Genomic DNA, 13,129 nt, shown 5'->3' with positions numbered 1-13,129 from the left:
TCTTTTGCACAAAGGAGAGTTGCGGATTGGTATCGTTTCGGTTTCTACATACGGCAGATCTTCACTTGGACAGCCCGTTCCGGGGACTGTCCAAGCTTCCCGAGCCGCTGCGGGGGAAGGTCAGGGAGTCGACATTTCGCGCGCTGGACCGTCTGGTAGCGCTGGCAGAGCGGGAACGGGTCGATTTTGTCTTGATCAGCGGCGACGTATACGATGCGAAGGACCGTTCACTGCGGGCGCAGCTGCGCTTTCAGCAGGCGCTTGAAACGCTTGCCGGACAGGGTATCCCGGTATATGTCATTCACGGCAATCACGATCCGATGCAGGACGGATATGCGGCCCGATTCACGCTGCCGGATACCGTCTGCGTGTTCGGCTGCGAAGCGGTGGAGAGCCGCGTGGCGACGAACAAGGAAGGACAGGCCTTGTGCCGCATCTCCGGCATTTCGTTCGCCCGAGCCGCCGTGACGGACAACTTGTCGCACGGGTTCCGGCCGTGGGAGGACGGGCTGTATCATATCGGCATGCTGCACACGAATGTGGACGGCGACCCGCAGCATGACAATTACGCGCCGTGCAGCTTGCATGATTTGACCGTTCGCGGCGTCGATTATTGGGCGCTCGGGCACGTCCATACGCGGCAAGTCATGCGGGAGCGCCCCTGGGTTGTCTACCCGGGCAATGCGCAGGGGAGGCATATCCGGGAGACCGGCGCTCGGGGCTGTTATGTTGTGGAAGTATCATCTTCCGGCGATACGGGCTTGACGTTTCATCCGCTTGACGAAGTGCGCTGGCTTATGCGTACGGTATCGATTGCCGGTCTGGAGACCGAGCAGCAACTGATGGATGCGCTGGAAGAAGCGATCGAAGCGGCGCGGGAGGCGGCCGAAGGCCGAACGGCGCTCGTGCGCCTCGTCTTGACGGGCCGCGGGCCGCTGCACGCCGTTGTGCGGCAGGCGGGGTCTCGGACAGAACTGGCCGCCGGGCTGCGGGAGTCGGAGCTGCGGCATGGTACCGACGGCATCGTATGGGTCGAGTCGATCGACGACCAAACCGGTATAGCGGCGGATCGCGGGGAGCTGGCGGGCAAGCCCGGGTTTCTGGGCGACCTGCTGCGCCTATCGGAGGAGACCGGGCGGGACGAAGAGCGCATGCTCTCGTTCGTGTCCGAAGCGCTGGCACCTATGGCAGGCCACCCGCAGCTCGCCTCGCTGCTTCGCTCCATCCCGGCCGACGAGCTGGAGGAATGGCTGCGAGAGGCGGAGGAGCTTGCGCTGGATGCGCTGACAGCAGGTGAGGCGGCAAAAACGGAGACGGGGTGGAAGGCATGAGGATCGAGCGGCTGCATGTATACGGCTTCGGAACGCTGCGCGATATGGAGCTGGAGCTTGCTCCGGGGGCTGTTCTGCTGTACGGGCCGAACGAAGCGGGCAAAAGCACGCTGCTGGCGTTCATTCGCGGCGTTTTGTTCGGATTTTCCGTCCGCAGCGCCGCCGACCGGTATGCACCTCTCGGCGGAGGGGCTTACGGCGGCGCCATCACGCTGACGGATGCGGAGGGACGCCGCATTCGCGTCGAACGGACGGACGGCTCGTCCGGAAAGGGCCGTGCGCCGTCTGCGGGCAGTGTGCGCGTGATCTTCGATGACGGGAGCACCGGCGGGGAACGCGAGCTGTCCGCGCTGCTTGCCGGCATAACGCCGGAGCTGTTCCGCAGTTTGTTCGCCTTCGGGCTGACCGAGCTGCAGGAGCTGGGCACTTTGCAGAGCGACGAGGTGAGCGGCTTTCTGTACAGTGCCGGGCTTGGCACAAGCGCCTCCGCCTTCCGCGCGGCGGAGCGGAAGCTGTCGCAAGAGCTGGAACAGTTGTACCGGCCGCGTGGCCGGGCACCGCTGATTAATAAGGCGCTGCAAGAGCTGGCGGAAGCGGAGCGGGAGCTGGCCGGCAGTCGCGGCGAGGCCGAGCGTTATGAAGCGCTTCGCACGGAAGCGGAGCGGCTGCGGCAGCTGCGGGAGTCGCAGGAGCACGAACTCGCCGCTTGCGAGCGGCAGGCCGAATGGCTCCGGCACTGCCTCCGGGCGCGCCCGCACTGGCTTCGCCGCCGACAAGGGCTGCGCGACGCGGCGGCGCTGCCGGAGCTGAGCGGGTTCCCGGAGGACGGTGTGACGCGTCTCGAAGCGATCGAAGCCGAGCAGGAGCGGCTTGCCGCGCTGTCTGATGCGGCGGGGCTCGCCTCGGCCGAGCTTTCCCGCGAGCTGGATGGCCTGGAAGCGCAGGCGGCGGAGGGCGAGGCGCTGCTGCTCCACCACGAAGCGCTTGAGCGGCTGATCGAGGAGCGGGCAGCATACGAGGAGGCGCAGCGCGGCGCTGCTCGCGCAGCCTTCGACGCGGAGCAAGCAGCCGACGAGTTGGAGCGGACGTTAAGACAAATCGAGCCGCGGTGGGATGCGGCGCGGCTCGATGCACTGCCGTCGCTCGTCATGCTGCGCGAGCAGGCTGCTGCGTTCCGCGAAGAGTGGAACGCCCGCAAGCGGGAAGAGGCGACGCTGGCGGGCGAGGCGGACCGGCTGACGCTGGAGCTTGGAGCAGGGGACGCAGCCGGCGATGAAGAGAGCGACGCAGTCGATGTGCGGCAGACGCTCGAGCAGGTCGCGTCGACGCGTCGCCTGTACTACGAGTGGAAGGAGGCGAAGCAGGCGGCGCGGCATGCCGAAGAACGGCAGCACGATTGGCAGCGGCTGCAACCGGTCGCCGGCGTTAGGGGAGCGGACCGGCGCATAGCCAAAGGTGTCTTGCCGCTGCTGACGTATGCCGTGTACGCTTCGACCGTCCTGCTGCCCGTGCTGCTGGCTGCGGCGCTGCGCGAATACGTCGCCGCTGGCGTCGCCTTTGCGCTGCTGCTGGTGTTCTCCGCGGGGCTTACCTTGCTGGGCCGCAGCGAGTCCGGGCGCAGCGGCCGGTCCCGTTCCGGCGCCGGCGAAGCGCCTTCGGCGGCGCGCGAGCAGGCGCACGCGACCGAGCGCGAAGCCGCGCTGACGGCGGCATTGCGCCGCCTCCCGCGGCTCGGCGCGCCCGCCGGCGCCGCCGAAGCGGCAGCCGCCCGCGAAGCATCGCCGCCGCTTGAGGGTATCGAGCCGGGGCTCGACGCCCTCGAGCGGCAGCTGCGCGCGCGCGAAGCGCAGCACGGCGAGCGCCGCCGCGCCGCGGAGCGGCTCGCTGCGCTGCGCGCACAGCGCGAGCGCCACGCGGCGGCCGCCGAGCCGCTGCGCCGGCGCTGGGCCGCGTGGCTGCGCGAGCTGGCGCTGCCGGAGGCGGCGAGCCCCGACGCGGCGCTGGCGCTGCTGCAGCTGGCCGAGCAGGCGCAGCGCCAGCTGCAGCAGCTGCGCCGCCACGCTGCGGCCCGCGAGGCGCTGCAGCGCGAGGCCAGCGGCTTCGAGGCGGCGGTCGCCGCGAAGCTCGGCGTCGCCGCGGGGCGCGAGCCGGTTGCGGCGCTGAAGGCGTGGCAGGCGGAGCTGGGCCGCCAGCTTGCGCTGCGGGAGCGGCTCGCGCAAGGGCGCCGGCAGCTGGCGGAGCACGCGCGGCAAGCGGCGCTGGTGCGGCAGCAGCAGGAGCGGCAGCGCGAGCGGCTGGAGGCGCTGCTGCAGGCGGCCGGCGCGGACAGCGCGGAGACGCTGCGGCGGCTGCAGCGGCAGGCGGAGCGGTGGAAGACGCTGCTCGCCGAGCTGCGCGAGGACGAGCTGGCGCTGGTCACGCTTGTCGGCGAGGCGCAGCTGGCGCGTCTGGACGAGCAGCTGCAGCATATGGACGAGGAACAGCTGCAAGCGGAGCTGTCGCGGGTCGAACAAGAGATGACGGCGCTTCAGGCGCAGCTGGAAGGCTGCAGGGAGCAGCTCGTCCGGCGCAAGTATGAGCTCGAACGGCTGGAAGCGGGCGGCGATCACGCGGAGAAGCTGCAGCGGGTCGAGGAACGCCGAGCGGAGCTGCTGCAGCTTGTGAAGCGGTGGGGGGTGCTCGCCATGTGCGGCACGCTGTTCAACCAGACCAAACGGCTGTATGAGCATGAAAAACAGCCCTCCGTCATGAGGAGGGCTTCCGATTATTTTGCAATGGTGACCGGCGGACGGTTCTCCCGCATGGTCGCCCCGCTCGGCGAGCAGCGGGTGCTGGCCGAGCAAGCCGGCGGCGGGCTGCTGCCCGTCGAACAGCTGAGCCGGGGAACGGCGGAGCAAATGTATTTGTGCATCCGTTTCGCGCTTGCCGACGAATATGCGGTGTCCGGCATCCGGCTTCCGCTCGTGATCGACGACCTGTTCGTCAATTTCGACGATGACCGCCTGGAGCGCGGCATGGAACTGCTGCAGACGATCGGCGAACGCCATCAACTGCTGCTGTTCACCTGCCATCAGCACGTGCTGGAAGCGTACCGGCGCCGCTTCCCCGTTCCTTCGGTCATGCGGATCGGGTAGAAGCGGGGACCTCGCAATCTCTCAGGCATGCCGGAGAACGGAGAGATGCGGCTCCTTGAACTTCTACGCCGCGAGGCGCAAAATCAGAATGCCGACGATGGCACACACGAGGCCGCCTGTTTCCAGGCGGCTGAATTTTTCTTTCAGCCCGAATCGCGCATAGAGCAGCACGATGACGACGTTCATGGCAATGACCGCGGAGACCAGGCCGGTCACGCCGAGCTTGAATGCGGGCAGGATGAGCATCATGCCGCAAATGTTCGAGATGCCGACGAACATGCCCCACAGGAACGTTCTTTTGGCGGACCAGCGGGGAGCCGGGACGGTTTCGGGAGCCGGGGAGACGGATGGCTCTTGCCGCCCGGAGCTCTCCGTACCGGCGGCGGCTGGCGATTCCGCGCCGGCCGCCGTTTCTTGCACGGTCTGCCGCAGCTGTGCTCGGGCCTGACGCTCGCGGGCTATGTCCGCGGCCCATGACAAGCCGAACAGCAGCGTGCCGGTTGCGTACATGACGACGAGCGTAGGCAGGGGCGGAGCGCCCAGCAAGGTCGATGCCTTGGATGACAAGTCGGTGAAGCCGAAGAACAGCATCGTCAGCACGCCCCAGCCGGCGCCTTGCAGATGCTTTAAGGACAGGTCGCTGGAGTAGCGGATCATGAGAACACCGCCCATGATGACGATGAATGCCCCGAATTGCCATATATTCAGCTTTTCTCCCCATAACCCATAAGCCAGCACGGCGACGACGACCGGCGGAAGCGCCGTAAACATCGCCACGAGCGAAGCTTTGCCGACGGCAAAGCCCTTATACATGGCGGCGTTGGAGACGAATGAGAACAAGCCCATCAGCACGCCAACCCATACGGCGGATGTCCAGGCTTGTCCGGCCGCGAAGCCGGCCACCGCGGCGATCGCCAGCCCCGAAAAATAAACGCCGAACAGCAGCAGGTTGCGCTGAATCGGCCGCTGTGACGTCCATTGATACAAAATCCCCCGAAGGCCGAAGCACACGGCTGCGGCAACGGCATATAGAAACCACATGATGCATATCTCCTTGCTGCGATTGTAATCGTTATTCCTCGTAGATCATTTTTACGGTCATGCCTCCGTCGATGACCCAGTTTTGCCCGGTGATGAAGCCGGCCTTGCTGCTTGCCAGATACAGGCAGGCGGAGGCGATGTCGTGCGGCGTGCCGACGCGGCCGGCCGGATGCTGCAGACGGTCCTGCTCGGAATGAATGGGCTTCTGCCGGTTGGCCGTCTTCTGCCAGTCCCGCGTCTCGATCCAGCCGGGGCTGATCGCGTTGACCCGGATTCCGTAGGGGCCGAGACTTACCGCCATCGCATGCGTCAGAGCGACGATCCCGCCTTTGCTTGCGGCGTAGGCTTCGGTGTCCGCCTCCGACATGAAGGCGCGCGTCGACGCCATATTGACGATCGCGCCTCCGCCTTGCTGCGTCATCGCCCTGGCGGCCAGCTGCGATGCGTGGAACGTGCCGCGCAGATTGACGTTCAGCACTTGCTCGAACCGCTCCAGCGGCAATTCGAGCATGGAGCCGCCCCGTCCGATGCCGGCGTTATTGATCAGTACGTCGATTCGTCCGAAATCTTCCAGCACGAGCTTGAAGAATCGCTCTGTTTCATCGGTTTTTCCGATGTGACACGGCGCGAACAGTCCCGTACCGCCCAGATCGCGAATGTCCCGGGTCAGCTCGCTGCCCGCTTCTATATCAGTATCGGCAACGGCTACCGCATAGCCGGCCTTGATGAATTCCAGCGCAATGGCTTTCCCGATGCCTTGCGCCCCGCCTGTAACGACGGCTACCTTGTGCATAAGCCTTACCTCCCCGTAATGGATGATATGGATGGATGGCATGAATCCCATGAATCCCAGAATCTTATGAATCGCTTCCCCGTAATGGTACCATAACTTCCGAGAATCAACTACTGCGCGTGAATTCGGTAGGGAAGTTATGCTAGAATAGAAAATCATGTCCTGCAAGACGAGAGAGGAGGCTAGGTCATGGACCCCGAGCAGCGTACACCGCGCGAAATGACGTACAAGGCCGGTTGGAAACGGAGCAAGATCGTTTCCACGCCGGGCAAGACGGAGGCGGCGTCCGCGAATGCACAGCCCGAAGCGGCCCGCGCGATTCCCCGCCCGCTGCGCTCCGTCGCTATGTTCAACGAACGCGTGATCTGGAAGCATACGCCTCTCCCGCCGGTTGCGGCGATGAAGGCCGTCCTGATCCTTTTGCCGGCGGCGGTATTTGCCTTGTTTGTCTGGATGGTCTTCTGGCTGTCCCGTTTTACCTGACGGCTCGCAGCGGGGCGTAACGATTCGTCGCCTGTGCTGCAGAGCCCGTGATGCATTCGAAACCAACATTATCGAACGATGTGAGGTGGCTGCAACATCATGATGACATTGCTTGCCGTTGTCGGCGGTGTGGTCGGCTTGACGGCTACAGGCTCCGCTGTGTTGATGGGGTGGACGCTTTACTCGCAATCCAAAGCGTCGCCTGCGGAGGCTGCGGAAAACGGCGACCCGCGCGCTTCCTTTTACATGCACGCCGCGCCGCATTTATCCAGATGGACTTTTTTCGATTATGCGTTGTTTGCTTTGTTCGTGATCGGCAGCCTGTTTCTGTTCACCGACCTGATAGCGGTCCTTCGCGATAAGGATGCGTTTCCTCCGTATCATTACGGTTACTTGCTGTGCGGCTTTATTTTTACGCTGGCCGGCATGCTGATGATGGCGGTGCGCCTTGTGCTTACCGTCTCGCTAAGTCGGACGCTCCGGTCCGCGCCGGTGCCAGATCATCATGACCATCCAGGCCATGCTGAGCATGCCGAATAACGGATAGAGCGACGCCAGCAGCGTCTTGAAGCCGATCTGGCTGACAGCGTAAGCGACGATCAGGATGAGGGGGACGATAAGCTTATACTTCAGCCTCGTCCGCTGCTCGAGCTGCAGCGCAAGCCCGTAGACGTCGGACAGCAGCGTCGTGAAAATTTCCCCGTAGATCACGAGGATGAACGCCATTTGCAGCACCGGACCGAGCCTGTGCACGATTTGCGCCATCGGGATCTCGAATCGTGCGATGTCCGGCATTTGCGCCGCGAGCGCAAAATGGCCGGCCATGAGCATGCACCCGATCCACACGCCCCCCAGAATGCCGCCCCACCGCAGGACGAAGCGGTCTTTGATCTGCGCGCCGAGCGGCACGAGTACGCCCTGCGCCATTGTCAAATTGAATGCGGCATACAGCAAAGGGGCGAACCAGACCCGCTGGGGGGAGCTGCCGGCGTCCAGTTCAATCCAGTTGAAGGATCCCGGGGCGTTCCAGGTGTCCCACACGATCAAGACGCTGAAGAACGCCATCAGCGGAACGACGATCGAATTGGCGGCCATGATGGCCTCCATTCCTTTGGTCAGCAGCAAAAAAGCGAGCAGCAGCGTGATCACCAGCCCCGCTTGATACGGAAGATGAAGCTGTTCCTTGAATACCGAGCCGGCGCCGGCTAACATGACGGTGCATACGCCGAACAGCGTGACCAGCGTAAACAGGCTGACCCAATTGCCGATTCGGCGCCCGAACAGCAAATTGTTCAGGTCCTCGTACGATTTTGCTCCCAAATCGCTGGAAATCAACATTAATTTGATCCCGAGCCATACGAATAACGCCGTCGCCAGACCGATGGTCAGCGTGGCCATACCGCCGTACCGGGTAAAAAACTGCAGGATTTCCTGACCCGTAGCAAAGCCCGCTCCGACGACCGTGCCGACGTATGTAAAGCTGACCTGCAGGATGCTTCCCCATTTTTTCATGAGTCCGTGCGTCTCCCTTCCAACGGCTGTATAGTACAACCTATGAGATTCGTCCAAGCCTCATGCCTTAATTGAGAAGCGGATGTTAAAGTTTTGTCAAAAATGGGGAAGCGCGGCCAGTACTCCCTTGGGAAATGTCAAATATTCTGCTACAATAAGAGATACTTGTCTGTTTAAACCTACTTTCGAATTTTGCTTGGAGCGTGTCAGGGTGGAGCAACTTATTGGGCTCATTGATCAGTACGGTTATATTGCGTTATACGGGCTTTTGGCGCTGGGCATTGTCGGCATACCGGTCCCGGATGAAATATTGATGACCACCGTCGGCTCGTTGACGGCGGGAGAGGAGCCGCTGCTGAGCTTCTGCATGTCGCTGCTGGTCAGCTTCTGCGGCGCGATGACGGGCATGATGATCAGTTATTTTTTGGGCAAAAAAGTGGGCAAGCCCTTTCTGTACAAGTTCGGCAAATGGGTGAAGCTGACGCCGGAACGGCTGAATGTGGCGGAGAGCTGGTTCAAGAAGTACGGTCTTTGGGCGGTCGCATTCGGGTACTATGTCCCCGGCATACGCCACTTTACGTGTTACCTCGCCGGCGTGAGCAACGTCGGGATATGGCGTTACTTGCTGTTCGCCGGTTCCGGCGCGCTGATCTGGTGCTCGACGTTTTTGACGCTTGGCCATGTGATCGGAATTAACGCTCCGGTCATTCTCGATATGATGCATCAGTATATGGGGCTGAGCATTACGGTGATCGTTCTGCTCATTGCCGTCGCCTTCTATATTTATTGGCGCATTCGCAAAAAGCCGCTGCTGTAGACGCGCATAATGAAAAACCTTGACCCGCGGGGGATCAAGGTTTTTTTGGGATCCTGAAAACGTTTTGCGTACGAAGCCGGTTTGCCGCGCAAACCATAAAGGCTTGGCTTGTTTGCCGGTTCCATACGCTGTGCGCCGGAAATGCTATTCCGCAAAAAGCTTGATCGAATTTACTTTTTGCGACTTGGGATCAATGTCGAGCTTCAGTATGGCGCCCGGCGATTTGTATGTCATGACAAGGCTTGTGTTGGAATCTGGCTTCCCGAGCGCCTTGCTCACGTCGGCCACCGGATCGCCGAGCTTCAGCCCGTTGAGGCCCGGATCTATGCTTTCGCTGCGGATATCGATAAATTGCAGCTGATTTTTTTGGTTAAAACCGGCCAGAAAGTCGGTGTAATCGTAGACGGTAATCGGATCGGCGTCGTCTTCCATCATGAAGGTGTTCTTCGGTTTCCCGAGCTTCTCCGTCATTTCTTCCGTGCTTGTTTTGAGCGAAATCCCGAGAAGGGTCGGTTTCTCCTGCGTATATGGAGTCTTGATCTCAATCTGCGGCTTCGTGCTCGTATTCGGTTTAGACTCCCCGCGCTGCGGCTCTTCCGGCTTGGGCTGTTCGCTGCTGACCAGCGCTACCTTGCTCTCTGAGTCAGACGGAGGATCGGCTGGGGCTTGCGGAGGCATTGCGGCCTCGGCCAGCTTCTCCTGATCCTGCTCAGGAGCGGACGGCAGCGAACCGGACGGTTCCTGCTTCTGAACCGCAACAGGCTGTACCGGCGCCGGCTTATGGTTCTGGCATCCCGCGGCAAGCAGCGTCATCGTGACAAGTGCGGACATGTAGCCGATGGAGGTTCTTTTTCTATTCATCTCGAACTCCCTTTCTCTGTAACTTCCTCGTTACAGCCTTACTAATCATACCTGTTTGCACCCGGCTACTCAAAGAGCAAAAAAGGCCAAATCTATTCAAATAACATACGTTTCGCCGGTTTTCATTTTGAAAACTTGCTTTTCACTTCATAGAATGCCAGTTTCACGCCTTATAACCTTATATACCCATATAGACGAAGAATGAAGCGTAAAAGTTGCATAAATTTTTAAAAGTTCCAGTAAGGAATACTTGAAACCGTCTTTGGCGATATGATAAGTTTACGGAAAAGGTTTTGACCAGCGAAAGGCGAGGATACGCATGGAGTTATTGAAACAAAAAATAAAAGAGGTCGGCATCGTCGTAAATGACGATGTCATCAAACTGGACGCCATATTGAATCATGCGGTCGATCCGGTTTTAACGACGGCGATGGGGAAAGAATTCGCGCGGCTGTATCGCGAAGAGAACGTGACCAAGATCATGACGATCGAATCGTCGGGCATTCCGATTGCATTCGCCGCGGCGCAGGAGCTGAACGTGCCGATGGTGTTCGCTCGCCGCAAAAAAACGCTCAACACCGATACCGAAACGTATTGCGAGCGTGTCCCGTCGTTTACGAAGGGGATGGTCACCGACATTATGGTGTCCAGGGAATTTCTAAGCGAGACGGACCGAGTCGTACTTATCGACGATTTCATTGCGAACGGGGACGCGGCCAGAGGGCTGATTCGGATCATTCGCCGCTCCGGGGCCACGCTGCTTGGCCTTGGGATCGCCGTAGAGAAGTCGTTCCAGGCCGGAGGCCGAACGATCCGCGAATCGGGGATCCGTGTAGAGTCGCTCGTCAAGATCGCCTCGCTAAGCGGCGGCAGCATCGAATTCGAATAGCGGCGCCGCTATCGAATAGCAACATTTGCATCGGATATTTCGCAGGCGAAAGCCTTCCCATGGTCGGCGTTTTCCATTATAATTACTTTCAGAACACTTGGGTCGCGCTCAAGCAGCAGGTTGTTTGGCGTAAATTTCCAGGAGGTGTGCTGCTGTGGGGAAAGAAATTCCAACCGATTTTTTCGTAACCAAATTGAATGAGGCGAAAATTCATTTTGAACGTGCCCTTGATTGTAAGCATACGGAGTTTGACGACCTGTATCCCTACATGATCGAGCATCCTCAGTTTTTTTGGTACAAACGATATGTTGCTTGGTCTGAACTATTGACGGTCGTGAAGCTTTGCAAGGAACTGGAGATCGATTGGCAAGGACAGTTTACCGAACAGCAGGTTGACTATGTAAATAAGCGGGTTATGTCCAGCAAGGTGCTCGATTACTGGTTTGAGACGAACGATTCGAAAGAACATGTAGGCTAAGTCAACGGATGATCCAAGCTTTACCGATACACAGAGCCTGTTCCCGGCCGGCCGCCGGGGGACAGGCTCCTTTTGTGTCGAACGGACGGACACGGGACGGATCTGTGAAGTTATTGCTTCAGGATGTTCATACTCTCGATGTGCTTTTTTGTCTCCGGTGTTCCGAGCTGGTGGAGCAGTTTGTAAATTTGCGCAAGCGACCTGTCGTAATCGTCATTCGGCTCATCGTGATGGTATTCCCGGAATGGGATATGCGAGCGGACGGCCGACGCTTCTTCCGAATCGAGACGATCGTCGAACAATTCCTCCAACTGATCGATCTCGTCCTCGGTCGCCAAAATTTCCAGTTCAAAGTTGCCGATCACGTCTTCCGGCTCCAATATTTCGGCCGAGCCGACGGTAATGTAGTACGTTTTTTTGTGCGCGGTATTTTCGGCTTCCATGGCTATCCATCCTCTCTCTCTTCTCGTATCGAACGGGTCTGTTTTATTGTATCCCCAAAATGGTGTAATCTTATAAGGCAGGAGTCTATAAAGGTCAAGGAGGCGCTGCTTATGATTTCGGATGAACAGTTGGATCAATACCGGTTGAACGGAACGCTGCTTCGCGTTGTCCGCGACGCCGATCGCACGAATGACGTCAGAGGTTATGTCGTCGCATGGGACGACACGACAGTGCTGATTCGCAAGAGGACCCGCAATGTGGTGAAGCTGGACCGGAGTTACTTGTATCAGCCTTACGAAGAAACGCGCGCCGAGCTGTGGCCGGAGCAGGAGGACAAGCCGTGATTCCCGGGCTCCGAGACAGCTTCACGGATCTGGGTTGGGCCAGCTTCTTCGCGATTCGTTCGGACACGCCCATGCGTACGCTCAATTCGTCGATGTGGGGCGAAGGCTTCGGAACGCACCGGCATTTGATGAACCGACAGGTGGACAAGCACTACCATTGCGACGATCCGCTGGCTGAGATGCACGCGTTTATGGCGGCGCATGGGATCGATGGGCTTCAGACCGCCGCGCTGCTGACGGCTGCGGATTTGCGGGACAGGGCGTATGAAGCCGAGCGGATCCCGGATGGAAGTGAAGTATGCTGCTGGGTGACCGCAGGGTTCAGCAACAAAGCGCGAGCGGGGCGGGCGCAGCAGGTGAGCGCCTTATATCCCGGCACGATCAATACGATCGTCGTCGTGGATGGCACGTTGACCGATGCCGCATTCGTCAACGCGGTCATTACCGCCACCGAGGCGAAGACAGCCGCCCTGCACGATTTGGGCGTACGGGTCGACGATCGGGACGACGCCGGCGCATTCGCGACAGGCACGACGACGGACGCGGTATTGATCGCCTCGATGCAGCGCGGTACGTCGTTCCGGTATGCCGGCACCGCCACGCAGCTCGGCTATGCTATCGGCCGCACGGTATATGAAGCGGTGATGGCCTCTGGAGCCCGTTACCTGAGACGGACAACGGCGCATGAACCGGGCATTTCCGGGCAAGCCTAGCCATAGATGAGAGTGCAGGAGGATCAAGGGGGTGAAGTGGTGAAAAAACGTCAGGCGGAACAAGCGAAGGACGATTACATCATGCTGGAGAAAGATTATATTTTACGGCTCCGGGAAGGAAATAGCGGGGTAGAAGGCGACGTCATCATGCTCGACACGAGAAGGCCGGGCCAAGGCACGCATTTGTTCGATGCGCCGGCGCATGAAACGCCCGAAGCGCTGGCCGCATGGGCAAGAGGAGCGTTACGTGCGTTCCGGGAAGGCTGAAGGAGGACGAAGCGGGCGTATG

At 60.2% G+C, this 13,129-nt stretch carries 15 protein-coding genes; 10 read left to right on the top strand and 5 right to left on the bottom strand.

The window, feature by feature from the left end; translation table 11 throughout:
- Positions 1-26 precede the first annotated feature (26 nt).
- Entirely contained in the window at positions 27-1,331 is a 1,305-nt protein-coding gene (locus tag KXG62_RS13110) for a metallophosphoesterase family protein (RefSeq protein WP_218092430.1), read from the top strand.
- The gene (locus KXG62_RS13105) at positions 1,328-4,465 is read left to right on the top strand and encodes an AAA family ATPase (protein WP_218092429.1); all 3,138 of its coding nucleotides are present in this window, start codon (positions 1,328-1,330) and stop codon (positions 4,463-4,465) included. The genes KXG62_RS13110 and KXG62_RS13105 overlap by 4 nt, the downstream gene beginning before the upstream one ends.
- A 63-nt stretch (positions 4,466-4,528) precedes the next feature.
- On the opposite strand, the gene KXG62_RS13100 is transcribed toward KXG62_RS13105, so the two are convergent.
- Together KXG62_RS13100 and KXG62_RS13095 are read right to left on the bottom strand one after the other, a co-directional pair.
- Positions 4,529-5,506 carry a DMT family transporter gene (locus tag KXG62_RS13100; protein ID WP_218092428.1) on the bottom strand — a complete coding sequence of 326 codons (978 nt, stop codon included), beginning with the start codon at positions 5,504-5,506 and terminating at the stop codon, positions 4,529-4,531.
- 31 nt (positions 5,507-5,537) lie between these two features.
- Positions 5,538-6,299 carry a glucose 1-dehydrogenase gene (locus KXG62_RS13095; RefSeq protein ID WP_218092427.1) on the bottom strand — a complete coding sequence of 254 codons (762 nt, stop codon included), beginning with the start codon at positions 6,297-6,299 and terminating at the stop codon, positions 5,538-5,540.
- A 189-nt stretch (positions 6,300-6,488) separates the two neighbouring features.
- Here KXG62_RS13095 and KXG62_RS13090 point away from each other — a divergent pair, with 189 nt between their 5' ends.
- Entirely contained in the window at positions 6,489-6,782 is a 294-nt protein-coding gene (locus KXG62_RS13090; RefSeq protein ID WP_218092426.1) for a hypothetical protein, read from the top strand.
- Positions 6,783-6,881: 99 nt separating this feature from the next.
- A complete protein-coding gene (locus tag KXG62_RS13085; RefSeq protein WP_218092425.1) occupies positions 6,882-7,322 on the top strand; it encodes a hypothetical protein in 441 nt (146 codons plus the stop codon).
- Here KXG62_RS13085 and KXG62_RS13080 read toward each other — a convergent pair.
- Entirely contained in the window at positions 7,248-8,294 is a 1,047-nt protein-coding gene (locus tag KXG62_RS13080) for a YkvI family membrane protein (RefSeq protein ID WP_218092424.1), read from the bottom strand. The genes KXG62_RS13085 and KXG62_RS13080 overlap by 75 nt on opposite strands.
- A gap of 211 nt (positions 8,295-8,505) precedes the next feature.
- Here KXG62_RS13080 and KXG62_RS13075 point away from each other — a divergent pair, with 211 nt between their 5' ends.
- The gene (locus KXG62_RS13075; RefSeq protein WP_246627428.1) at positions 8,506-9,111 is read left to right on the top strand and encodes a DedA family protein; all 606 of its coding nucleotides are present in this window, start codon (positions 8,506-8,508) and stop codon (positions 9,109-9,111) included.
- Positions 9,112-9,255: 144 nt separating this feature from the next.
- Here KXG62_RS13075 and KXG62_RS13070 read toward each other — a convergent pair whose 3' ends face one another.
- The gene (locus KXG62_RS13070) at positions 9,256-9,972 is read right to left on the bottom strand and encodes a DUF4309 domain-containing protein (protein WP_218092422.1); all 717 of its coding nucleotides are present in this window, start codon (positions 9,970-9,972) and stop codon (positions 9,256-9,258) included.
- A gap of 319 nt (positions 9,973-10,291) precedes the next feature.
- On the opposite strand from KXG62_RS13070, the gene KXG62_RS13065 reads away from it, so the two are divergent.
- Complete coding sequence (locus KXG62_RS13065) at positions 10,292-10,861, top strand: xanthine phosphoribosyltransferase (RefSeq protein WP_218092421.1); 570 nt, start codon at positions 10,292-10,294, stop codon at positions 10,859-10,861.
- A gap of 154 nt (positions 10,862-11,015) precedes the next feature.
- Complete coding sequence (locus KXG62_RS13060) at positions 11,016-11,339, top strand: hypothetical protein (protein WP_218092420.1); 324 nt, start codon at positions 11,016-11,018, stop codon at positions 11,337-11,339.
- A gap of 110 nt (positions 11,340-11,449) precedes the next feature.
- Here KXG62_RS13060 and KXG62_RS13055 read toward each other — a convergent pair whose 3' ends face one another.
- Positions 11,450-11,782: a hypothetical protein gene (locus tag KXG62_RS13055; protein ID WP_218092419.1), complete on the bottom strand. Its 333-nt coding sequence runs from the start codon at positions 11,780-11,782 to the stop codon at positions 11,450-11,452.
- A gap of 111 nt (positions 11,783-11,893) precedes the next feature.
- Here KXG62_RS13055 and KXG62_RS13050 point away from each other — a divergent pair, with 111 nt between their 5' ends.
- From KXG62_RS13050 to KXG62_RS13040, 3 genes are read left to right on the top strand one after another with little or no spacing between them, the layout of a single operon-like run.
- Positions 11,894-12,127, top strand: coding sequence for a hypothetical protein (locus KXG62_RS13050; protein ID WP_246627427.1), 234 nt, complete (start codon positions 11,894-11,896; stop codon positions 12,125-12,127).
- Complete coding sequence (locus KXG62_RS13045; protein ID WP_246627426.1) at positions 12,124-12,840, top strand: adenosylcobinamide amidohydrolase; 717 nt, start codon at positions 12,124-12,126, stop codon at positions 12,838-12,840. The genes KXG62_RS13050 and KXG62_RS13045 overlap by 4 nt, the downstream gene beginning before the upstream one ends.
- Before the next feature lie 39 nt (positions 12,841-12,879).
- Positions 12,880-13,107: a hypothetical protein gene (locus KXG62_RS13040; protein ID WP_218092417.1), complete on the top strand. Its 228-nt coding sequence runs from the start codon at positions 12,880-12,882 to the stop codon at positions 13,105-13,107.
- Positions 13,108-13,129: the final 22 nt, after the last annotated feature.

It is taken from the genome of Paenibacillus solanacearum (assembly GCF_910593845.1).
GTDB lineage: Bacteria > Bacillota > Bacilli > Paenibacillales > NBRC-103111 > Paenibacillus_G > Paenibacillus_G solanacearum.
This window is presented reverse-complemented; position numbering and strand designations above follow the sequence as displayed.